Raw genomic sequence first — 23,982 nt, forward strand, 5'->3', positions numbered from 1 at the left:
TTAAACATGCTGAACTTAGTTTTATTCGGCCCTCCGGGAGCAGGCAAAGGAACTCAATCACAAAAGTTAATCGACAAGTACCAGTTGGTGCACTTATCAACCGGAGATATTCTTCGTGCGGAAATTGCAGCTGGTACCGAATTGGGTTTAGAGGCAAAGAAGTTGATGGATCAGGGAGTTTTGGTGCCAGATGAAGTGGTGATTGGTATGATCAGCAATAAGCTTGATGCCAATTCAAACGCTAAAGGATTCATATTCGATGGATTTCCGCGTACTGTTGCTCAAGCAGAAGCGTTAGATCAATTATTAACTTCAAAAAATACGGCCATTTCTGGAATGATCGCATTGGAAGTTGAAAATGAAGAGTTGAAAAAACGTTTATTGCTTCGTGGTAAAGATTCGGGTCGTGCCGATGATCAAAATCCAGAGGTCATTCAAAAACGTATCGACGAATACAATAATAAAACAGCTCCTGTAGCTAATTACTACCAGGGTCAAGATAAATTTACTGGTGTTTACGGTATTGGTGTTATTGATGAAATTTTCAGCAACATCTGTATTGTAGTTGACGCTTATTAATTTTAGAAATACGATTTAAGAAGTACGAAGTCAGAAGTAGGAATCTGTTTCCTCCTCTGGTTTCGTACTTCTTTCTTTTAATCGTAGTAATTAAATTTTAACTTAAAGAGTTTAAATCTTAAAAATCACCTTATGAGTCAGGGTTCCAATTTTGTTGATTATGTGCGTATCTGTTGCCGTTCAGGAGCAGGTGGTGCCGGTTCGTCTCACTTACACCGTGATAAAAAGACAGCCAAAGGTGGTCCAGATGGTGGTGACGGCGGTCGCGGCGGGCATGTAATTGTAAAAGGGAACAGTCAGCTTTGGACATTACTGCACCTTAAATACCGTAAACACGTTATAGCCGAGAATGGTGAAGGTGGCAGAGCATCTTTGCAAACCGGGGCTCAAGGAAAGGATGAGGTTTTAGAGGTTCCATTAGGAACGGTAATTAAAGATGCCGAAACTGATGAGATCTTATTGGAAATCACTCAAGACGGAGAAACGAAAGTTATAACACCAGGTGGAAGGGGAGGCTTGGGAAACTGGCATTTTAAATCACCAACTAATCAAACACCTCGATTTTCTCAACCTGGAGAATCAGGCTTGGAGGAATGGAGAGTTTTAGAATTGAAACTGCTGGCCGATGTAGGTTTAGTAGGTTTTCCAAATGCAGGTAAATCAACTTTATTATCAGTTGTATCGGCAGCAAAACCTGAAATTGCTGATTACCCGTTCACTACTATGGTGCCAAATCTGGGAGTTGTAGCTTATCGTAACAATAAATCATTTGTGATGGCTGATATTCCTGGAATTATTGAAGGTGCGGCGGAAGGCAGAGGTTTAGGATTACGTTTCTTACGTCATATCGAACGTAACTCAGTATTACTTTTCATGGTTCCGGCTGATAGCAAAGATATTAAGCAAGAATATGAAATTTTGTTAAGCGAAATTCGACAGTTCAACCCTGAGCTACTAGATAAACCACGTGTTTTAGCCATTACCAAAAGTGATATGCTTGATGAGGAATTAATGGCTGAAATGAAGAAGGATTTGCCAAAAGGTATTCCCGCTCAATTCATTTCATCGGTTGCTCAAAAAGGCATTACTGAACTTAAAGATTTATTGTGGACGGCGATCAATGGATAATCTTAATGATTATCCACTTCCACTTCCCAAAATGCCGATGAAACGTCATTATCTTCATTGATCTGCTGAATGATTTTCATGATGTCGGAATTGTTAGCCCTTTCGCTTAAAATCTCCATCGAAATTAACGATTCCTTTTTCACCTTGTCATATTCAAGCGTCATATTAAGAATGCGCATTTTAAAATTTGCAATGTGATTTAGAAGAATGTCTCTTATTCGATCTTCAGCAGTCATTGCGCAACTCACTTTAAGCGAATAACGATGATCACCGGGTTCATATGTGGAATATTTGTTAACTACTTTTTTGCCTAAGGGACGGAGTAGTAAATGGGAAAGTAATACAAATCCGCTTCCTAAAATAGCTTCATACCAAAATCCTACACCACATAAGGCGCCAACAGCTCCCGAACACCAAATAGTAGCAGCAGTATTTAATCCCGTAATATTAAAACTGTCTTTCATAATTACTCCCGCACCTAAAAAACCAATACCTGATGCAATTTGAGCTACTACTCTCGCTGGGCTTGATTGGTCGACCGTTATATTTACACTTAATATCACAAAAAGAGCCGCACCAACAGATACTAATGCATTAGTGCGCATACCTGCCATTTTATGACGTAGCTGGCGTTCTGTGCCAATTAAGGCACCCAATAGAAATGCTAACAGAATTCGAAGTTCCGGATAGTTGATTGTGAAATCACTGGGAATAAGAGTTTTCAAATTGGTCGGTGGTTAATACGAATTACAAAAATAAAGAATTTTAAGCTTTGGAAGCTAAAGAGCATAGATCATTCTTTTTAATTAAAATTTAATCTATTAAATCAATAGGAAAACTATTTTATTGAATTATTTGTTATTAAATTTGATTAGATTAAATGTTACAAAATAATAGAACAATATATTATGGAATTAAAACTTGGAGACATTGCGCCTAACTTTAAGGCTCAAACCACACTTGGTGAAATTGATTTTCATGAGTATTTAGGCAATAGCTGGGGTGTATTTTATTCCCATCCTGCAGATTATACACCTGTTTGTACTACCGAATTAGGGCGCACCGCACAATTAAAGGCAGAGTTTGATAAGCGTAATGTTAAAGTAATTGCGATCAGTGTTGATCCGATCGAATCACATCATGGTTGGATAAAAGATATAAATGAAACGCAAAATACAGAGGTTAATTTCCCGATCATTGCTGATCCAAGCAAGGAAATAGCTAATTTATACGGGATGATCCATCCAAATGCTTCGGATACGTTGACGGTTCGATCTGTTTTTGTTATTGCGCCGGATAAGAAAATTAAATTAACCCTAACTTATCCTGCATCAACAGGCAGAAACTTCTATGAAATTTTACGTGTTATCGATTCTTTACAGCTAACTGCTAACCATAGCGTGGCAACACCGGTAGATTGGAAAGACGGAGATGATTGTATCATTGTAAATTCAATTCCAACTGAAGATGTGCCGGCTCGTTTTCCTAAGGGACATCGTATTGTAAAACCTTATTTGCGATATACACCGCAGCCTAACAAATAAGTTTTAGTTAGAAAATAGAAAGAGGAAATCTATTTGGGTTTCCTCTTTCTATTTTAAAGATAAACTTACTGTTAAAGATCAAAGCCAATACGACCGAAGAAGTAGGCTCCGCTAAAACCCATTTGAACAGCATCCCACATACCACCACTTTCGGTAAGTGCAGGGTCGTGGTGAGATGGATAAACATCAAAAATATTATTGCCCCCAACAGTTACATTAACGTGTTTACTCAATCGATAGCCAACTGAAATATCGGTGGTTAAACGAGGTGTATATTTGTCAGTTTCATCATTCCAATTAGCCAGAGACACTTTTGAAAACTGATTGAATCTTAAAAATGCGCTAAAATTTTTAAGGCCGTAATCAAAACTCAAGTTAACTTTATAGAAAGGCGCAGAAGCTAGCAAAAAGGCTTTTTCTCGAGGTCCAAAGTAAATATCTTCTTTTCCGGCTAATGTAGGAGTGGTATGAATATTATCGACCTTCATATCATTGATGTTGGCGGTTATGGTAGTATTTAAATTGTTTGCACCCCAGGATGCTGTATAAACGGCTATAATGTCGAGTCCCTTGGTATGTGTATCAACTGCGTTAGTGAAAAACTGCGCCGCACCTACATTCATTTCTTGCAAAACGGATCCGATAACATCATCATCACTTCCGAATAAACCTGTGAGTACAATGCGGTCTTTTACCTGAACCCAATATCCATCAACAGTTAAGGATAGGTTGTTCAATGGCTTTGCGGTAAAACCCAAACTTGCATTTAACGAAGTTTCTTCTTTTAATCGAGGAATACCTACCTTAAAAGCCAGGTCGCTGTGGTTGGGGGCAATAACCTGGTCGACAATTTTACCGGCAGCAACATTGGTAAATGTTGAACTAAATGCCACTTGTGGTAACGAAGGAGCCCTGAATCCAGAGCTAAATGAACCTCTGATGTTTACATTTGGTAAAATCGAATAGCGACTGGCAATTTTAAAGTTCGTTGTTGAACCAAAATCGCTGTAGTTCTCCAATCGAACTGCTGCGGCAACCATCCAGGTTTTTGTAAGGTCGAATTCTGTATCAATATAACCTCCAACACTGTTACGTGTTTGTGATACTACATCTTTAGGCTGAAATCCGGGAAATCCCTGAGCGCCTCCAGGTCTGAAGGTTGTGTCAGGTGGAGTAGTTGAATTGTCGATGCTGAAGATAACTGGCCCGTATTGTTTCCATGAATCCTCATTTCCGGCAAAAATATTGTAATGTTCGTTTCGATATTCTAGCCCCCAGGCTATATTAATCCCATTGCCTCCCAAGGCACTTTCAAGCAGTTTGCTAAAGTCGGCACTTAAATTAAATTGGCCGAGTGCAAAACCTCCCGCCTGAAAACTGGTAGGAGAAGCAGTTTCTAAGGAGGCGTTTAGGGAGTGATTAACATCGTACTCAAAACGGTTTTTTCCATAGGTAAGGTTAAAGTCGGAGTTCCAGCCCAGTATTTTAGTTCTTAGCCCTCCAGATGCTGAGTAATCGCTTATATCCGAACCAATATGAGGATTAAAGCCATTAGGATAAATTTCTATTACATTTCGTTCACTTTCAGGGTCTCGGGTCCAGGCAAAGGCGTCGCCCTTGCGTTGGTTGAATCCTCCGAAAAAATAAACTTCGGCATCTTTTTGTAGCGGGATCCGACTGTTGATCATTGCTGAATAATTGGTGTAGGATGCATCACCAAATTCTACACGATAATTATCGGGATATAAACTTGTGTAATTTGGTCTTGCTGTTTTGTCTTTATGATCAATATCACCGGTAATATTAAAAAAGCCACCTTTCGTTCCTATTTTAAAACCGTAGTTAGCATTTCCATTGTATTGCTGCCCATCCCAAACTTTGGTAAGTAGCTTAGCAGAGCCTGCATCCAAAGAACTCCCATAGCCGGTAGTATTGGCGCCGGCAGTAAAGTTCGCTTCAAACTTATCTACTGATTGTTTCAATACAATATTTATTACGCCTGCAATTGCATCTGATCCGTACTGCGCACTGGCTCCATCTCTCAATATCTCTATACGCTCAATGGATGAAGATGGAATTGCATTCATATCAGTGCCCGTATTACCCCGCCCGCGGGTGCCGTAAAGATTAACTAAAGAAGATTGATGTCTGCGTTTGCCATTAATAAGCACAAGGGTTTGGTCAGGGCCCATGCCGCGCAGTGTGGCAGGTTCAATATGATCTGCGCCGTCTGAACCGCTTTGTTTGTTGGCATTAAAAGAAGGTGCAGCATACTGCAAAATGGTGTTAATGTCAACCATACCGGTAGCATTGGCAATTTTACTTACTGGGATCAAATCGACCGGAACAGGGGAGTCGGTGACCGTTCTTTTCAAATTTCTCGATCCAACCACTTCAACTTCAGAGAGAGAACTCGTGTTTTCCTCTAAGCTCACGTTCAGGATTTTTTGACCGTTTAATATTATTTCTTTACTAAAATAGCCAATGTAAGAAAAAACGATAGTGGCTGTTGTGGAAGAGCAATTGAATGAATAGTTTCCATTGGCATCAGTGTTGGCGCCTAAAGCAGTTCCTTTTTGGGTAACACTTACACCAACTAACGGGCTCCCATTTTTATCTGTAACTTTTCCTTTGAGTAAAAATTGCGCTAAAGCAAAATTGCTTACCGAGAGCGCAAGAATAATAAGTAATACTTTCTTCATAATAAGTTTATTTGGGGATTAACTTATTATAAGTTAAGACTATACGTTTGTAAAGTCAAGATTGCTCCGAGTTTTTGGATAAAAAATGCTCAATAATTGAATAATGTAATTTATATGAACCATTGTTTAATTTACAATTATGGTATTACCGCAAAAAAGGCTGTCGGTTGACAGCCCTTCACTGAAAAGAATAAACACAACTATTAATCTTTGCCTTGTTTTGCCCTGTTTGCTTCCTCATTACTGCTTGTATTGTTATGCTGAGCTGTTTTCAAGTTGGAATTTCCGAAGCGATAGGTAAACGAAAGGGTTGCAACCTGGCTATCCCAACGGTTTTTTACATCAATATCCATTGTTGAATATTTGATTTTACCTTTAAACTCCTGACTATTGAAAATATCGTTAACATTTAGTTTAACAGAACCTTTTTTATTCAAAATGGCTTTTTGAATACCGGCAGAAATCATCCACATCGGATAAATATCAATAATACCCTCAATCATTTTCGAATTATAAAATCCACTGATTTCGCCACTAAAACCATCGGCAAATGTGAATGTGTTTTGAGCATTAAAACTAAAGGTGGTTTGTTGACGGTTTACATTGTCATTTAGGTATTTTCCTTTATAGCTATTATGAAAAACATTGGCATAGGCATTGGCACTCCACCATTTAGTAAAATTAATTGGAGCACTAAAACTGATTCCGTAGTTATCTAAGGTGCTTAAGTTGGCCTTGGTGATATAAACCGAATTTGGTTTTACTCCAGGAGCAGTTAAGTCAGTCATTACATCGGTTGTTTTACTATAATTAATTGTAGTGGTGTATTTACCTTTCAGTACATGACTGAATTCAACGCCATTACTTATTTGCGGTTTTAAAAGTGGGTTTCCAAGTTGGTAGGTATAGGGGTCGATTTCGTTGCGGAAAGGATTCAAACTTTCATAGTCAGGACGATTTACCCTGCGGCTGTAGGAAACCTGTAAAGCATTGTTTTTATTTACTTCATATTTAACATATGCAGTTGGGAACAATTGAAAATAATTACGTTCAGCAACCTCGTTGGTTGCTCTTTGATTTCCTTTGGTACGGGTTTGTTCTCCCCTTAATCCTAATTGGAAACTGAATTTCTTAATTTCTTTATTGAAGTTGATGTATGCAGCATTGATATTTTCATCATAGTCGAAATGATTGGATGTTTGGCCGTTCAATTGCCAATCGCCGTTATTTAATTGATCATAATAATCAATAGCGTTTTTTGTGGACACAAAACTGCTTTTCAAGCCGCCTTCAATTTTTGCAGATTTACTTAATGGGTGAGTATAATCAACTTTTGCGGCAAAGATATTAGCACTTGAAGGAAGCAATCCTTTTTGAATCAATTGAGGAGTACCTGGGTCTTCCATTCCCTGTTCATTATAAAAAGTAGTATTGTATAATTGATTTGCGCCATATTTATTATGAGCAATATCTACGTCGGCGCTTAACTCACGCCCATTAGAATCAATGCTGTATTTATAGTTGGTGTTATAGGTAAAGTTATTCCAATCTTCATCAATATGATTTTGAGAATAGGAACTGCTTTCTGTTTGCAAATTAGGATTTACTTTTTTTGAATAGGTTGGATTTTGGCTTTCCCAAATGCCAACACTACCATTTACTAAAAAGCCAAGAGTTTGCTTAGGTGTCAAAAACACATCAATGCCTGCTTTAAAACGATTGTTATGTGAAGGCATTTCCATTTCGGCATTTTGTAGCATCATATGGCTTAAGGTGCCTTCGTTATAAAATCCACGCAAAAGATTAAGATCCTGCATGTTGGTACGCTTACTAAAGTTATAATTACCAAATACATTGTAATAGTTCTGGCGGTAGTTCATATTAATACCGGCATTTCCCTTGCCATAGTTACCCTGACCCATAGAACCATTTACACTGCCATTAAAACCTGTATTTGTTCCCTTTTTAAGCTTGATATTTATAACCCCCGAATTGCCGGCTGCATCGTATTTAGCCGGAGGGTTGGTCATAATTTCAACCTGGCTAATGCTGCTCGATGACATGTTTTTTAACATATCAGCAACCTCGCTATTTGACAAATAAGTTTGTTTGCCGTCAATCAGCACCACTACTCCGCTTTTTCCTTTCAGGCTGATATTTCCTTCATTGTCAACGGTAATGCCAGGCGCTTTTTGCAGTACTTCAATAGCTGTACTACCGTTGCTGGTAATGCTGCTTTCAACGTTTAATACTGTTTTGTCAAGCTTTTGCTCAATTAGCGGCCGCGAACCGGTAACAGTAACTTCCTTAAGGCTTTTCACAGCTTTAGCTAAGGTTATATCGGCAATGTTTTTCTCAGCATCGTTAGCTTTTATTTCAAAGGTGTTGGAATAGTAGGGTAGGTAGTCAAAGGAAGTAATAGAGAGCAAATATTTCCCTTCTTTAACTTTTACAAATTCAAATGTGCCTGTTGCATCAGTTGTTAGTCCTTTAACTGAAACCGAATCTTTAGCGCGTAGAAGAGCAATAGTTACATATTCAGCTGCCTTTTGATCGGGCGATTTTACGGCCCCATAAATTTTTGTTAGTCCGGCATTAGAAGGGATGGATTGCGCATTGGCAGTAGAGGTAAAAAGTGCCATTACCCCGAGCGCAAAGGTAAATACTGTTTTCATCGTTTTTCTGTTGTTAGTTAATAGTTAATGTTGTTGTTTTTCATTGACGGTTCCGGATCCGCCAACTGTTATGATGCTTCTGACGTCAAAAGTAGAATAGTGGTTGCAGAGAAATTGAAGTTTTGATGTAACAAAAATGCTATGCAATGTATATGTTACAACAATGTACCTTGTATAGCAATGTACACTTGGTTTTCAGATGGTTATTTCTTAATAGTTATGAATTCGAAAACAAAACGAATATGAAATGGAAACAATCTGTTGAAAACAACTAAAAACAATGTTTAAAGAATGGTTAACCAGAATGTATTTACCACCCAAATGGATGTGACAATTTTTTGCTAATATTTTTTATTTTTTGGAATATTGATATAGTAAGCAGGCATGGATTTTGAACTAATAGTTGTATATTGATACTATAAATATGATTTTCAATATTTATAGTATTGAAAGAATCTTTTTTATAAAGTATTTTAAATGAAGGTGTTGCGAATATTTTTAGAAAATTATTATATTCGTCGAAACATAAGCTCTTAACGAACGTGTATGAAGAACGTTTACTATTTACTTAGCCTGGTATCTTTTGTTTTTTTGCTATCCTCATGCTTAAAAAACGAAAGATCAAATGCTGTTATCCATGAAAAGGAGGAACGGCCCAAAAAAGCAGCGCCCGCTGTTATAGGTTCTGAAAAGCTCAATTTTAAAAAGACATTTACCGGCAAAATCAACAAACGAGAGGACGTGGTTGTAAATTTATCAGCAAAGGAGGGCAAGATTAAAGGCTTTGCCGTTATTAAGAAAAGTGGGAAGAGGATTCCGATAGAAGGAGAAATTGATGAAGAAGGTCACTTAGAGGCAAAGGCCCTTTTTGAAACTGGATTTAAGCAAGTTTTAAAAGCCGATATGGAAAACGGGGAATTGAAAGGCGGTATAATTGACCCGAAGAATGAAAGAACTGACTCAGTAAGTTTAAAAGAAAACTTTGCTGCTGCGGCCACCCCTGATAAAGATCTGCAATGGGTTAAGGATCCTGGATTGACAAGTAATGGATTTAAACAAATCTTGTGGCTCCAAAACCGCTTCGATCCGCAAATGAATGATTCGTTGATCACCATTACCGTTAATTCTGAATACGTTTATACATGTCCAAAGCCCGTGAGAGCTGTCTTAGGCTATTACAGCACAATGGCCGGCGCCGATTATTCGGCTTCAGATGGCGAGCCTAATGCAAATTACTCAGGTTTTAGAAACTTGCTGATTGATGCACTCGATTTTGATTTTCAGGGTTCTGATAAGCAGATTAGATATTTAAGCAATTGGTTTAGAAAAGAACCAAACGTTCTTAAACAAATAAATAACGGTTATTTTGTATCATATGGCTCGAGCTGGTTTCGTCAGTTCGATTCAATTAATATGAAGTATGAAGGCGACTCCATTATTGTGAACTTTGCCTATTTTGATTGTGATATGAGCAAATCAGACAGATGGGAAATAATTGGTACCGGTAAATTCAAGGTGGTGGATGATATGATACACCTTATTGATCAAAAAGCAGATACGGTTAGGGTAGCTGCAATTCCTCAAATGGCTGTGACAAAATAATTTTAAGCTATTATTAAACATAAAAAAAGCGTACTGAACTTCAGTACGCTTTTTTTGTAGCCCGTACGGGAATCGAACCCGTGTTTCCAGAATGAAAATCTGGCGTCCTAACCCCTAGACGAACGGGCCATTTAACGTGGCGCAAAGGTACATAAATGAGCGTATGATGCAAATGACTGATTCAATAAAATAAAAAATAAAGTATAAGTGATTGAATCATAGAATGATTTTTTTTCGATATTCTATTTGTACATAAAGCTAACGGGCCTTGTTCTTAGCTCTAAAAATCAGTCGGGATGCAAAATGAAAAATGATATTCGATCCGCAAGATCTTAGCAAAAGTTCGAATATCATTTCTTTTAACGGAGGGAAGTTTATTATTCCCTCAGAAAATTATTGATTACATTTCCTTTTGAAATACTTATAGCCAGCTCTTGAATTGTTTTTGTGGAAAAGAGTTTCAGTAATTCAATTTTAATCGGTTTGTAATTATTGTGAAGCGGACAAGGATGTTTATCATCACATTCTCTGAGACCAAGCACACAAGCGCTAAAAGGGTTGGGCCCGTCAATGGCATAAATAACATCCATCACTGAAATAGGGGCTGCATTTTTTTCTAAAAAAAAGCCACCATTTGGCCCTTTGGTTGATGATACAAGTCCTTGCTTAGAGAGTGTTTGGAGAATTTTAGCTATAAAATGTTCCGGGCTGCCTGTTTCTTTCGCAATATCTTTAATGCTAAGTTTGTCACCTTCGGTGCTTTTGTGAGCAATATAAATAAGAGCTCTTATGCCATATTCGCAAGCTTTAGAAAACATTTAATAGTGTTTTAGTTTCTAAAGGTAAATGTTCACAAAAAAAATAGAATTAAAAACCTAAGGGACTTAATTTCTGCAATCAAATCACATTTCCGTTAATTCTTTTTCAAGTAAATCAGCTTTTGGAAACAAAATGTTGTTTTCCAGGTGAATATGTGTATGCAGGTCATTCTCAAATTCCTCCAATTTTGAATATAAAATCATGTAAGTACTACAGGCATGAAGAGGAGGTGTGTAATTAAACGACAATAATCGAATAGTTTTCATCAAATCACCGGCAATATCATGTTCCAACTCCATCATGTTGATAGGATCTTTAACAGTTCCAAAAGCGGCAACTTTCATATGACCGTTTGTTCTTTTGCAATTCACCAGCTCTTTTACATACGGAAATAGAATTTGTTCTTCTTTGTATAAATGGCATTGAAGTTCCGATGCTAGTTCATGTAATAACTCTGCAATTTTTATGTTTTCGGGATTGTGCTCCCCATGTACATGAGCCACTTTTGTTGCATATTCAAGCAATAATGGTAGTGATTGATTTACGTACTTATGATGCTTATTGATAATGTGGTCAATCAAAACATCCAATTCCCAATCGTCGTAATTTTCTGCTTTCATGCTGGTGTTTTCAATCTCAAGCAGGGCTGCTTTCAGCTCTTCGTAATTAATGCCTTTTCGTAGGCAAGCTTCTTTCACAGAACTCCTCCCTCCACAGCAAAAATCAATTCCATATGCTTTAAAGACATCTGCTTTGCGATAATCTTTAGAGACCAATTCTCCAATCGTCTGTCCGGTTAATTCGGTTATTGCATTCATAGCATTACTTTTTGATATCCTCAAATATACATGATGTTCTAAATAAGAGATAAAATTATCTTTTATTATTTTATTGAGCAGCGTTTCGAGGTCAACTGTTAAATGATTTATTGCTGTAAGTTTTGGGAGCAGAGAATTGGAGCGAGGCTGAAACAAAAAAAGAGTACTGAAATTCAGTACTCTTTTTGGTAGCCCGTACGGGAATCGAACCCGTGTTTCCAGAATGAAAATCTGGCGTCCTAACCCCTAGACGAACGGGCCAATTATTCAAAGTTTTGTTAAAATAGAAAAAGCTTACATCTTAAGCTTGCTACTAAAAGTAATTTCAGTAGCCCGTACGGGAATCGAACCCGTGTTTCCAGAATGAAAATCTGGCGTCCTAACCCCTAGACGAACGGGCCAATCATTCAATTTTTGTTAAAATAAAAAAGCTTACATCTTAAGCTTTGCTACTAAAAATAATTTTAGTAGCCCGTACGGGAATCGAACCCGTGTTTCCAGAATGAAAATCTGGCGTCCTAACCCCTAGACGAACGGGCCTTTATTTTTTTAACGGACTGCAAAGATAAGAGAAAATTAATATGATTAAAATTTTTTTAAAAAATCATTTTTACGAGGTATTAGGCCTTTAAACTGATATTTTTGCCTGCCAATGTATCAAGAGTTTATGCCAAAAATAAAAGTCGCCATTAATGGTTTCGGTCGTATTGGGCGGGTCTTCCTTCGTCGCGCTTTAGCAAAACAAGAAATGGAAATAGTAGCCATCAATGATTTAACTGATGCAGCTACAATGGCACATTTATTTAAATATGATTCCATTCACCGGTCTTTTCAGGGTGAGGTGAGCTTTGACTCGGAACATCTGATCATAAATGGAAATCCCATTAAAATCTTCAGAGAAAGCAATCCGGAGAATTTACCTTGGGCCCAATTAGATATAGACATAGTTATTGAATCTACAGGTAAGTTTACCCAAAAGGAAAAAGCCGAATTACATATTAAGGCAGGAGCCAAAAAAGTGATTATTTCGGCACCATCACCTGATAGGGAAGTTCCCACAATTGTACTGGGCATTAATGAGGAATTGTTGAAAGGCAATGAAAGGGTAATTTCGAACGCTTCATGCACAACCAATAATTTGGCTCCCATGATTAAGGTTCTTGATGATCTTTGGGGAATTGAAAGTGGTTATATAACTACAGTGCATTCTTATACCGGCGATCAATCCTTGCACGATGCCCCACATAAAGATTTGCGACGAGCCCGTGCTGCCGCTCAATCGATCATACCTACAACAACAGGTGCAGCCAAAGCTATTACTTCTGTTTTTCCTCATCTCGAAGGTAAATTGGGGGGAGCCGGAGTTAGGGTACCTGTTCCTAATGGTTCACTTACTGATTTTACATGTGTGCTTAAGGTGGTTCCAACCGTTGAAGAAATCAACAAAGCTTTCTTAAAAGTATCAGAAAATGAACTTAAAGGAATAGTTCAATACACCTCAGACCCTATTGTTTCGGTGGATATTTTGGATAATCCTTACTCATGTATATTCGATTCTCAGCTTACTTCAGTGGTTGGTGAGATGGTAAAGGTGGTTGGATGGTATGATAATGAATACGGTTACTCGAGCCGGTTAACCGAACTTGTTATTAAATGGTGGCAGGAACAGTCTAGTATAGAGTTAGTTAATGAATGATGGTTCATTTTGCCGCTAGTTTATGCTATTTTATTATTGTTTTAACAAAAACTAAAGGATTATCGTATTTTCGCAGCGCTCAGAATCTATCGGGGAGGATTCGTTGGAGTAAAATAGCAGATCAATTTACTCAATACGTATTTAGTTACTCATAGTTAATTAAAAATATGAAAACCATAGACAATTTTAATTTTTCAGGAAAGAAGGCATTGATCCGTGTAGATTTCAATGTGCCCCTTAACGAGAACTTTGAGATTACCGATGATACCCGAATTCAGGAATCGGCCCCAACCATTAAAAAGATTTTGGCTGATGGCGGAATGCCTATAATAATGTCACACTTAGGTCGTCCAAAAGGCGCCGAAGACAAATATTCATTAAAACATGTTAAAGATCATGTAGCAAAAGTGATGGGTGCTGAAGTTGTTTTTGCAACTGATTGCATTGGAGCCCCTGCTGAAGATGCAGCTGCTTCATTAAAACCTGGTCAGATCTTATTGCTGGAAAATCTTCGTTTTCATAAAGAAGAAGAAGCCGGTGATGAAGCCTTTGCTCAACAGTTGGCTAAATTAGGCGATGTATATGTAAACGATGCCTTTGGAACTGCACACCGTGCGCATGCTTCAACAGCTATTATCGCTAAATTCTTCCCTCAGGCTAAATGCTTTGGCTATTTAATGGCTAAAGAAATTGTAGCTATTGATAAAGTATTGAAAAATGGTGAAAAACCGGTTACTGCCGTTTTAGGTGGTTCTAAGGTTTCTTCTAAAATTACCATTATCAATAAAATGCTGGATACCGTTAACAACATCATTATTGGTGGCGGTATGACTTACACTTTTGTTAAAGCCAAAGGAGGTAAAGTTGGAAGCTCTATTTGTGAAGATGATAAAATGGAGCTTGCTCTAGATATATTAAAACAAGCAGAGGCAAAAGGGGTAAAGATCTATATCCCGGTTGATGTTGTTGCTGCTGATACTTTTGACAATAATGCCAAAACCAAGATCGTTGCAGTAGATGCAATTCCTGATGGATGGCAAGGACTTGATGCAGGTCCTGAAACCCTTGCAAGTTTTGCTGAAGTGATCAAAAACTCTAAAACTATTTTATGGAATGGTCCTTTAGGCGTTTTTGAATTCGAGAATTTTTCTGCCGGAACAAAAGCTTTAGGCGATGCCATTGGCGCTGCTACTGCTAACGGAGCATTTTCGCTTGTTGGTGGTGGTGACTCAGTTGCAGCGGTGAAGCAATTCGGATATCAGGATAAAGTAAGTTACGTTTCCACTGGCGGTGGCGCTATGCTCGAATCGCTTGAAGGGAAAGAATTACCAGGTATTAAGGCAGTATTAGACTAAAAAAAAATGAGGAAGCGGGTATTAATCGGCTTCCTCATTTTTTTGTATATAAATTTTGTATTAAATTAATTTTCAATATCCTTTAGCTGCCTGTTAATCAACAAGCTGTGTTATGTCGTTAAACTCAATTTTTCAATTTTTTGTTCCAAAGGACAAGAAATTCTTTCCTCTGTTCGAGCAAGCAACAGAAAATCTTACTACCATGTCGGCCGTAATGATCGAGCTGGTAAATTCAAAAACGGTGGATGAGCGCAATGCATTGATCCGAAAGATTGATGATCTAGAGCATGTGGGCGATAACATTACTCATAATATTCTAACTGAGTTGAGCCGTAATTTTATCACTCCGTTTGATCGTGAAGATATTCATGATCTGGCATCCGTTATTGACGATGTGGCAGATTATCTGAATGGTTCGGCGAAGGATTTCTTGCTTTATGATATAATGGATTATTCGCAGGCAATAAAAGATCTGGTGCATTTAATTCACGAAGGAGCCCAAGAGCTTCAAGTGGCTGTTAGAGAACTTAATGGTCTTAAAAATACTAAGTTAATCAGAGAAGCGATGGTTAAAATCCACAGTGTTGAAAATAAAGCCGACAATGTTTTGGATCAAGCTTTAGCGGATTTGTTTAAACACGAGGAAGATGTAAAAGAGTTGATCAAAATGAAGGAAGTGCTTTCAATGCTTGAATTAGCTACTGATAAGTGCGAAGACGCAGCTAACGTTATTTCTTCAATTGTATTAAAGAACTCATAGTTTAACAGCGAAAAGCTTTCCGAATGACCCTGTTGATCATCATCATCGTTTTGGCCTTCATATTTGATTTTATCAATGGCTTTCACGATGCAGCAAATTCTATTGCTACAATTGTTTCTACAAAAGTATTAACTCCGTTCCAGGCGGTTATCTGGGCCGCTTTTTTTAATGTAATGGCGTTTTGGATATTTGAACTTCACGTTGCAGATACCATCGCAAAAACCGTTAAAACTGATGCCATTAGCCTTGAGGTGATTTTTGCCGGGCTTTCTGCGGCCATCATCTGGAATTTAATTACCTGGTGGGCCGGTATTCCTTCCAGTTCATCCCATACTTTAATTGGTGGTTTCGCTGGTGCGGCCATTTCTCACGCCGGTTTCGGCGTAGTGAAACTGGAAGTAGTTATTCCCATTTTATTATTTATTGTAGCTGCTCCGATTATTGGTATGCTGGTTTCCTACACAATTTCTGTGATCATGCTCTGGTTGAGCAGGAGGGGGAATCCGTATAAACTCAATAACACATTTAAGGGGCTACAATTGCTTTCATCGGCCATGTTTAGTTTGGGACATGGTGGTAATGATGCCCAAAAGGTAATGGGTATTATTGCTGCAGCCTTGGTTGTATATGCTAATCAGCATCCCGACAGTATTCCTGAATGGATGGTGGTAGTGCGCGAGGCCGGCAAAATTAAGCATATCCCTTCATGGGTGGTAATTGGCTGTTACTCGGCCATTGGTTTTGGTACCTTATTTGGCGGTTGGAAGATCGTTAAAACAATGGGTACGAAAATTACTAAAATGACTCCGTTTGAAGGAGTAGCTGCTGAAATGGCAGGTGCTGCTACACTTTTTACCACTGCCGAATTAGGAATTCCAGTTAGTACAACACATACCATCACCGGTTCAATTATCGGTGTGGGACTTACAAAACGTATTTCCGCGGTACGATGGGGAGTTACCATTAGCCTCCTATGGGCTTGGGTGCTAACTATACCTGTTTCCGGATTATTTGCCGCCGGATTCTATTGGCTTTTAAAGATCCTGCATATTGTAGCCAGTTAATATAAACGTTCTCTTTTCCCTCCACTTTTCTCCACGCGAAAGAAGATTTTTGTAATTATATAGTTCTTTCGCCTGGAGATATATTTCTACCTCCTAATTTCTTCTTTCATTAAATCTGCGTTTTTAACATTGAAAATGTGGAAAATCTATGTTTTTGACTATCAGCTTTAAAGGGTGTTCCTGTGGAAAACTTTTGTGGTAAAATGTGGGAGTAAGTGGAAATAATATCTACCTTTACATAGGTATTTTGGAAAAAGCCCACTTACATGACACAATTCATCGGAGAATATGACTGCAAAGTTGATCCCAAAGGAAGGATTATGCTTCCGGCTGGGCTCAAAAAGCAGCTTCCTGAAGAAGCGTCGGATAAGTTTGTGATTAACAGAGGGTTTGAGAAATGTTTGGTGCTTTATCCTTTCAATGTTTGGCAAAATATCAGTGCCGAAGTAAATAAGCTAAATCTTTATAATCAGAAGAACAGGAATTTTGCCCGCTATTTTTTTCGCGGAGCAACTGAACTAACACTCGATACTAATAACCGTTTGTTATTGCCTAAGTCATTACTTGATTACGCCGGTATCAATGGGGAGTTAGTACTGTTCCCGTATTCAGATCGGATAGAGATCTGGTCTAAAGAGGCTTATGATAATTTATTAAATGAAGAACCGGAGGATTTTGCTTTGTTAGCTGAAGAAGTGATGGGCGGAAAAGTCGGAGAAAGGAGTTTCGATGAGTTACCATAATCCCGTAATGTTAAATGAATGTTTGGAAGGATTGAATATCAATCCGGATGGTGTGTATGTGGATGTAACATTTGGTGGTGGCGGACATTCAAAAGCGATCTTATCGAAATTAGATAAAGGTACATTGATTTCCTTTGATCAGGATCCTGATGCGGAGGCAAATGCACCTGATGATGATCGTTTTATTTTTGTAGCGCAGAACTTCAGGTACCTGAAAAAATTCTGTAAACTGAACGGATTTCCCAAAGTGGATGGAATTCTGGCTGATTTGGGGGTTTCTTCTCATCAGTTTGATAGTGCCGAAAGAGGTTTTTCTATACGCTTTGATGCCGATTTGGATATGCGAATGGATCAATCTTCAGAAATAACTGCCAAAAAGATCATTAATGAATATGCTGAAGCTGAATTACATCGGATTTTTGGCATGTACGGCGAGATTCAAAACTCGAAAACGCTGGCTAAAACAATTGTGATAGCCCGTTTGAGAGAACCAATTGAAACTGTTGCTCAGCTGAAAGAGGTGGTGAAACCACTTGTTAAACGAGGCAAGGAAAATCAGTATTACGCACAATTATTTCAGGCTATCAGGATTGAGGTAAACCAGGAACTGGAAGCATTAGTGGAAATGCTTGAACAAGCAGCGGAAATCTTAAACCCCGGAGGTCGACTGGTAGTAATGTCATATCATTCGCTTGAAGATCGATTGGTAAAGAATTTCATCAATAAAGGAAAATTTAGGGGTGAGGTAGAAAAGGATTTCTTTGGAAATGAAATAAAGCCTTTTGAAGCATTTACTCGTAAGGCCATTATTCCTACTGATGATGAAATAAAAGAAAATAATCGTGCGCGTAGTGCAAAATTAAGAATAGGAGTGAAGTTATAGGATGAGCGAAAGAATACAAAATACACTCAGGGATGAACTTGAACCAAGGTTAAAGGAGATGCCGAAAGAGCCGAAGGCTATGCCGCGCAATTTCTTTACGCTTTTGTTAAAAGGTGATTTCATTACTGAGAACACTGCTGTAAGGTGGTTGCCGTTTTTTGTGTTTTTAGGAGGATTGGCAATGTTTTACATTACTAACCGCCATTTTGCCGAACGAAACATCCGTGAGATTGATAAAGCCAATAAGGAACTTAAGGAACTCAGATGGGAATACATGACCACTAAAGCTGAACTGATGTTCTTAAGTAAACAAACCGAAGTGGCTGCAAGGGCCGAGAAAATTGGATTAAAAGAATCAATAGAACCACCAAAAAAAATAGTGATCCAAGAGAATGAAAATTAAAACTGACATAACACTCCGTGTTTACGTTGCGTATGCAGTCCTGTTTGTTTTCGCTTTTGCTATTGTTTTCAGGATTTGGCAGGTACAGTTTGTCCAAGGTGCAAAGTGGTCGAAAATGGCTGATAGCCTTTCAACCAAGTTTGTGAATGTAGAGGCTGTACGTGGCAGTATTTATTCTGAAGATGGAAGTTTGATCGCTACCTCAATGCCTGAATACGAGGTCCGCATGGATGTAAATGCCGATCCGATCACAGATGATCTATTTAAGGAAAAAGTTGACTCCCTGAGCCTTCGTTTGTCTCTTTTGTTTAAAGACAGAAGTAAAGATGAATACAACAGGGCGTTAAAAATGGCAAGGTCTGAGGGCCAACGTTATTTTCTGGTTCAGCGTAAAGTTGATTTTAACCAATTAAAAACCCTCAAATCCTTCCCGATCTTTAATATGGGACGTTATAAGGGTGGTTTAATTGTTCTTCAAAAAAATAAGCGAATACTTCCTTTCAAGTTATTAGCATCAAGAACCATCGGTTATTATGTTGAGAAACAAAAACCAGTAGGACTTGAAGGGGCTTATAATGAATATATAGCCGGTAAAACCGGTAAACGTTTAATGCAACGCATTGCCGGAGGAGTTTGGATGCCTGTTAATGACGATGTTGAAATTGCGCCGGTTGATGGTAGCGATATCATTTCAACCTTAAACGTAAACATTCAGGACGTTGCTCAAAATGCATTGCAAAAGCAATTGATCGCCCAAAACGCTTCTAGTGGTACGGTGATATTAATGGAGGTGGCAACAGGAGAAATCCGAGCGATTGCCAACCTACAGCGAGTTGCTCCTCAGCAATATGAAGAAAAATATAATGTGGCCGTTGGTTCAGCTACTGAACCTGGTTCTACTTTCAAACTAGCTTCATTTCTTGTTGCACTTGAAGACAATAAATTTAGTTTAGATGATACCATTGATGTAAGCAAGGGCTATTGTGTTTACCGAAACAGGATCATGAAAGACTCGCACCTGATCAAGGACAAGCGAGTGACCATGAAAAATGTTTTTGAGCAATCCTCAAACGTTGGAACTTCATTGGCTATTACCAGGGCTTATAAAAATAATCCAGAGAAATTTGTTGAAGGCTTGGAACGATTGGGCTTAGGCCATCGTATGGGTATTCAGATTCCGGGAGAGGCTCGTCCAATGTTTAAGCATCCGGGAGATAAGGGGTGGTCAGGAACAACGCTGCCATGGCTATCCATAGGGTATGAGCAAACCATTACTCCGCTTCAAACACTTACTTTATACAATGCTGTTGCCAACAATGGCACCATGGTGGCGCCTAAGTTTGTTAAGGAGATCAAGTACCTGGGTAAAACCATCGAAAAGTTTGATACCAAAGTGTTGGTAGAAAGAATAGCTTCAGAATCAACCATACAAAAAGCGCATGAGTTGTTAGAAGCAGTAGTTCAAAATGGCTCAGGTAAAGTGTTGAATACTTCAGTATTTCCTATTGCCGGTAAAACAGGTACTGCTCAAATAGCGGATGGGAAATTGGGTTATAGAGTAAAACGTTATCAGGCTTCTTTCTGCGGATATTTTCCGGCTAATAATCCTAAGTACTCCATGATTGTGGTAATCAATGAACCTACCAATCAGTTATATTATGGAGGTGCAGTGGCTGCTCCGGTATTTAAGGAAGTGGCAGATAAGGTGTATGCTACTCAATTGGAAATTCATCCGGGAGTAGAAAAACAATATGTTTTAAATGTCAGGGAAGTGCCTTTGGCAAAAGCCGGTTATAGAACAGAAACAGAATTTATCTACAATAAACTTAATGTGTCTTATAGTGAGAACACGAAAGGGAACTGGGTACAAACTGCACAGCATGATAATTCGGTAGAAGTGAATGAAAAGAATGTATCAGAGAAAGCTGTGCCGAATGTAGTGGGTATGGGCCTGAAGGATGCTATTTACATATTAGAAAATGCCGGTTTAAGGACAGTTGCAAGAGGTTGCGGTAAAGTTGTAGGGCAATCAATGACTGCGGGTACACCAATAGTTAAGGGTAGAACGATAGGATTAGAATTAAGGTAAAATGAAACAGCTAAGCAATATTTTAGAAAACATTTCTGTGCTTGATGTTAAAGGTTCGCTGAATATTCCGGTGGCTTCTATCACATTTGACTCAAGGGCTGTGGGTAAAGATTGTTTGTTTGTTGCTGTTAAAGGTACCGCTGTTGATGGACATAAGTTTATTCTACAGTCGATAGAAAAAGGAGCAACTGCAATTCTATGCGAAGAGTTTCCAGCAGATATTCAGCCTAATGTAACCTATATTAAAGTTAATGACAGTCACGCCGCCTTAGGTTGGCTAGGAACTTCATTCTATAATCAACCTTCTTCAAAATTAAAACTGGTAGGAGTAACCGGCACAAATGGTAAGACCACTTGCGCTACCTTGCTTTTCAATTTATTTAGAGGATTGGGTTATAAATGCGGGTTGCTGTCAACAGTTCAGAATCAAATTGAGGACAAAATAATTCCTTCAACACATACCACGCCTGATGCCATTGCCTTAAATGAGTTATTGGCTCAAATGGTTGATTTTGGTTGCGAATATGTGTTCATGGAAGTTAGTTCTCACGCCGTTGCCCAAAAACGCATAGAAGGGCTGGAGTTTGCCGGTGGAATGTTCACCAATATTACTCATGACCACCTCGATTTTCATAAAACCTTTGACGAATACTTAAAGGTTAAAAAGGCTTTCTTCGATCACTTGCCTGCCGGTGCTTTTGCATTAAGTAATGTTGACGATAAGCGGGGAATGGTAATGCTTCAAAATACAAAGGCTAGTAGAAAAACCTACAGCTTACAAAGCATGGCCGATTTCAGAGCCAAACTATTAGAGGATCATTTTACCGGTATGCTTTTGCACATTGACGGTGTGGAGGCCTGGTTTAAAATGGTGGGTAAATTCAATGCTTATAATTTATTGGCTGTTTACGCTTCCGCAATTTTGTTGGGGCAGGACAAGCTAGAGGTCTTAAGTGTACTGAGTAATCTAACAGGAGCCGAAGGACGTTTTGATTATATAGTGGCACCGAATAAAGTAGTAGGTATTGTTGACTATGCTCATACTCCTGATGCGGTTGAAAATGTCTTGGAAACGATCCGCGAAATTCGTCGCCCTTCAGAAAAAATTATTACGGTAATTGGTTGTGGTGGTGATCGTGATAAAACCAAGCGCCCGGAAATGGCAAAAGTAGCCTGCGAATTAAGCGATAAAGTAATTCTTACCTCTGATAATCCTCGCACTGAAGATCCTCAGTTGATTATTAAAGAAATGGAAGCTGGAGTTCCGATTACGAAAAAAGGTTCTACCGTTTCGATTACTGATCGTCGTGAAGCAATTAAAACGGCCATTATGCTGGCGCAACCTGGTGATATCATCTTATTAGCCGGTAAGGGCCATGAAAAATACCAGGAAATCAATGGTGTAAAACATCATTTTGATGATAAAGAAGAAATATTATCTCAATTTGAAAATTTTAGAATTTGAAAATTTGAGAATGAGCCATGAGGAACGATAAGGATAATTTAATTGTAACAATGACTTTTAAATACTCTCTTGAAATTATTGAGTATACAGAACAATTGGAACTCTTAAAAAAGTTTAACATGGCAAATCAGTTGTTTCGATCGGGAACAAGCATTGGAGCAAATGTTTGGGAGGCCCAGAATGCCGAAAGTAAAGCTGATTTTATTCACAAAATGAAGGTAGCAGCAAAGGAAGCGGATGAAACGGAGTACTGGTTGAAACTATGTACAGAGAGTTCTAGCTATCCAAGGTGCGATAAATTGATAAATAAGTTAGAAGAAGTTATAAAAATACTGAGCAAAATAATTAGTTCATCAAAAAAGGGCTAATTATCAAATTGCCAAATTATCAAATTCACAAATTATAATAGGATGCTATACTATTTGTTCACTTGGCTAGATAAACAATATGATTTCCCTGGAGCAGGAGTGTTTCAATACATTTCTTTCCGTACGGCCATGTCGGTAATTGTTTCTTTAATTTTTACCACAGTTTATGGACGTCGACTGATCAATTTATTGTTAAGGTTACAGGTGGGAGAAACAGTTCGTGATTTGGGTTTAGCCGGACAAAAAGAAAAGCAAGGCACCCCAACCATGGGAGGTCTTATCATCTTAGGCGGTATACTTATTCCTACTTTATTATTCGCTAAACTGAATAATATATATGTGATCCTGATGATCATTACCACCGTTTGGATGGGAGGAATCGGTTTTTTGGATGATTATATCAAGGTTTTCAAAAAGGATAAAGAAGGTTTAGCTGGTCGTTTTAAAATTTTAGGTCAGGTAATTATCGGGTTAATTGTTGGAGTAACGATGTACTATCACAAGGATGTAGTTATCCGTGAAAAACTTCCTGCTCATCAAATTCAGGCTACACAAGTTAAAAGCTATGATGCCAAAGCCATTAGCTCAAGCCATTTTGGTCCTAATACAAAATCAACCAAAACCAATGTCCCTTTTTATAAAAATAATGAATTTGATTACGCAAAGGTTTTGAAATTCTTGCCTGATTATGAGAAATATACACCTATTATTTTCATTCTGGCGGTAATAATCATCATTACGGCAGTTTCGAACGGGGCAAATATAACCGATGGAATTGATGGCCTGGCCACCGGAACTTCGGCTATTATTGGGGTGGCTTTAGGGATACTGGCTTACTTGTCGGGTAACTTAATTTTTGCCGATTACCTTAACATCATGTACATCCCTGACTCAGGAGAATTGATGGTATTTGCAGGTGCGTTTATTGGTTCATGTATTGGATTTTTGTGGTATAACGCTTTTCCTGCCCAAGTATTCATGGGTGATACAGGCAGCTTGGCACTGGGTGGCATCATTGCCACATTTGCTATAATTATCCGTAAAGAATTATTGATCCCTGTTTTATGCGGCATTTTCCTGGTAGAAAACCTATCGGTGATCATGCAGGTTTCTTATTTCAAATACACCAAGAAAAAATTTGGGGAAGGTCGACGCATCTTTTTAATGTCTCCTTTACACCATCATTTTCAGAAAAAGGGTTATCATGAATCTAAGATCGTAACCCGTTTTTGGATCATAGGTATTATTCTGGCAATCGTTTCCATCGTAACTCTTAAACTGCGTTAATC

At 38.4% G+C, this 23,982-nt stretch carries 20 protein-coding genes and 4 tRNA genes; 15 read left to right on the forward strand and 9 right to left on the reverse strand.

The features are described 5' to 3' along the window. The first annotated feature begins 6 nt into the window (after positions 1–6). Positions 7–579, forward strand: coding sequence for an adenylate kinase (locus tag C3K47_RS10075; RefSeq protein WP_103789004.1), 573 nt, complete (start codon positions 7–9; stop codon positions 577–579). 132 nt (positions 580–711) lie between these two features. Further along, on the forward strand, positions 712–1,707 hold the full coding sequence (obgE, locus tag C3K47_RS10080) for a GTPase ObgE (protein ID WP_103789005.1): 996 nt from the start codon (positions 712–714) through the stop codon (positions 1,705–1,707). Between the two features lie 2 nt (positions 1,708–1,709). On the opposite strand, the gene C3K47_RS10085 is transcribed toward obgE, so the two are convergent. Continuing rightward, positions 1,710–2,432 (reverse strand): MgtC/SapB family protein, encoded by a 723-nt coding sequence (locus C3K47_RS10085; RefSeq protein ID WP_243392532.1) that lies wholly within the window; start codon positions 2,430–2,432, stop codon positions 1,710–1,712. Between the two features lie 183 nt (positions 2,433–2,615). Between C3K47_RS10085 and C3K47_RS10090 the strand changes: the two genes are divergently transcribed. Beyond that, positions 2,616–3,251 carry a peroxiredoxin gene (locus tag C3K47_RS10090; protein ID WP_103789006.1) on the forward strand — a complete coding sequence of 212 codons (636 nt, stop codon included), beginning with the start codon at positions 2,616–2,618 and terminating at the stop codon, positions 3,249–3,251. A 71-nt stretch (positions 3,252–3,322) separates the two neighbouring features. On the opposite strand, the gene C3K47_RS10095 is transcribed toward C3K47_RS10090, so the two are convergent. Further along, the gene (locus C3K47_RS10095; RefSeq protein ID WP_103789007.1) at positions 3,323–5,953 is read right to left on the reverse strand and encodes a TonB-dependent receptor; all 2,631 of its coding nucleotides are present in this window, start codon (positions 5,951–5,953) and stop codon (positions 3,323–3,325) included. Positions 5,954–6,156: 203 nt separating this feature from the next. Further along, a complete protein-coding gene (locus C3K47_RS10100) occupies positions 6,157–8,628 on the reverse strand; it encodes a TonB-dependent receptor domain-containing protein (protein ID WP_103789008.1) in 2,472 nt (823 codons plus the stop codon). Positions 8,629–9,174: 546 nt separating this feature from the next. On the opposite strand from C3K47_RS10100, the gene C3K47_RS10105 reads away from it, so the two are divergent. After that, positions 9,175–10,230, forward strand: coding sequence for a hypothetical protein (locus C3K47_RS10105; protein ID WP_103789009.1), 1,056 nt, complete (start codon positions 9,175–9,177; stop codon positions 10,228–10,230). 57 nt (positions 10,231–10,287) lie between these two features. Here C3K47_RS10105 and C3K47_RS10110 read toward each other — a convergent pair. From C3K47_RS10110 to C3K47_RS10135, 6 genes are all read right to left on the reverse strand, one after another. Beyond that, a tRNA-Glu gene (locus C3K47_RS10110) sits at positions 10,288–10,359 on the reverse strand. Positions 10,360–10,607: 248 nt separating this feature from the next. Next, entirely contained in the window at positions 10,608–11,048 is a 441-nt protein-coding gene (locus tag C3K47_RS10115; RefSeq protein WP_103789010.1) for an RrF2 family transcriptional regulator, read from the reverse strand. 84 nt (positions 11,049–11,132) lie between these two features. Then, entirely contained in the window at positions 11,133–11,867 is a 735-nt protein-coding gene (ric, locus tag C3K47_RS10120; protein ID WP_103789011.1) for an iron-sulfur cluster repair di-iron protein, read from the reverse strand. 186 nt (positions 11,868–12,053) lie between these two features. Beyond that, positions 12,054–12,128: transfer RNA gene (locus tag C3K47_RS10125), tRNA-Glu, on the reverse strand. A gap of 68 nt (positions 12,129–12,196) precedes the next feature. Continuing rightward, a tRNA-Glu gene (locus C3K47_RS10130) sits at positions 12,197–12,268 on the reverse strand. A 67-nt stretch (positions 12,269–12,335) separates the two neighbouring features. After that, positions 12,336–12,407, reverse strand: a tRNA-Glu gene (locus tag C3K47_RS10135). A gap of 136 nt (positions 12,408–12,543) precedes the next feature. Here C3K47_RS10135 and gap point away from each other — a divergent pair. The 11 genes from gap to mraY all read left to right on the forward strand — a co-directional run bounded on the left by gap (position 12,544) and on the right by mraY (position 23,980). Further along, positions 12,544–13,563 (forward strand): type I glyceraldehyde-3-phosphate dehydrogenase, encoded by a 1,020-nt coding sequence (gene gap, locus C3K47_RS10140; RefSeq protein ID WP_207765278.1) that lies wholly within the window; start codon positions 12,544–12,546, stop codon positions 13,561–13,563. Positions 13,564–13,730: 167 nt separating this feature from the next. Continuing rightward, entirely contained in the window at positions 13,731–14,918 is a 1,188-nt protein-coding gene (locus tag C3K47_RS10145; protein ID WP_103789012.1) for a phosphoglycerate kinase, read from the forward strand. 112 nt (positions 14,919–15,030) lie between these two features. Then, complete coding sequence (locus C3K47_RS10150; RefSeq protein WP_103789013.1) at positions 15,031–15,678, forward strand: DUF47 domain-containing protein; 648 nt, start codon at positions 15,031–15,033, stop codon at positions 15,676–15,678. Between the two features lie 23 nt (positions 15,679–15,701). Next, positions 15,702–16,742, forward strand: a complete 1,041-nt coding sequence (locus tag C3K47_RS10155; RefSeq protein WP_103789014.1) for an inorganic phosphate transporter — start codon at positions 15,702–15,704, stop codon at positions 16,740–16,742. 266 nt (positions 16,743–17,008) lie between these two features. After that, positions 17,009–17,485, forward strand: a complete 477-nt coding sequence (mraZ, locus tag C3K47_RS10160; RefSeq protein WP_103789015.1) for a division/cell wall cluster transcriptional repressor MraZ — start codon at positions 17,009–17,011, stop codon at positions 17,483–17,485. Between the two features lie 7 nt (positions 17,486–17,492). Beyond that, the gene (gene rsmH, locus C3K47_RS10165) at positions 17,493–18,368 is read left to right on the forward strand and encodes a 16S rRNA (cytosine(1402)-N(4))-methyltransferase RsmH (protein ID WP_243392533.1); all 876 of its coding nucleotides are present in this window, start codon (positions 17,493–17,495) and stop codon (positions 18,366–18,368) included. A 1-nt stretch (position 18,369) separates the two neighbouring features. Next, the gene (locus C3K47_RS10170) at positions 18,370–18,771 is read left to right on the forward strand and encodes an FtsL-like putative cell division protein (RefSeq protein ID WP_103789017.1); all 402 of its coding nucleotides are present in this window, start codon (positions 18,370–18,372) and stop codon (positions 18,769–18,771) included. Next, positions 18,761–20,860, forward strand: a complete 2,100-nt coding sequence (locus C3K47_RS10175) for a penicillin-binding protein (protein WP_103789018.1) — start codon at positions 18,761–18,763, stop codon at positions 20,858–20,860. The genes C3K47_RS10170 and C3K47_RS10175 overlap by 11 nt, the downstream gene beginning before the upstream one ends. 1 nt (position 20,861) lies before the next feature. Continuing rightward, on the forward strand, positions 20,862–22,325 hold the full coding sequence (locus C3K47_RS10180; RefSeq protein ID WP_103789019.1) for a UDP-N-acetylmuramoyl-L-alanyl-D-glutamate--2,6-diaminopimelate ligase: 1,464 nt from the start codon (positions 20,862–20,864) through the stop codon (positions 22,323–22,325). A gap of 17 nt (positions 22,326–22,342) precedes the next feature. Then, on the forward strand, positions 22,343–22,693 hold the full coding sequence (locus tag C3K47_RS10185) for a four helix bundle protein (RefSeq protein ID WP_103789020.1): 351 nt from the start codon (positions 22,343–22,345) through the stop codon (positions 22,691–22,693). A gap of 42 nt (positions 22,694–22,735) precedes the next feature. Next, entirely contained in the window at positions 22,736–23,980 is a 1,245-nt protein-coding gene (gene mraY, locus C3K47_RS10190) for a phospho-N-acetylmuramoyl-pentapeptide-transferase (protein ID WP_103789021.1), read from the forward strand. The last annotated feature ends 2 nt before the right edge of the window (positions 23,981–23,982 follow it).

It is taken from the genome of Solitalea longa, from assembly GCF_002920915.1.
In the GTDB taxonomy this organism is placed as follows: Bacteria; Bacteroidota; Bacteroidia; order Sphingobacteriales; family Sphingobacteriaceae; genus Solitalea; species Solitalea longa.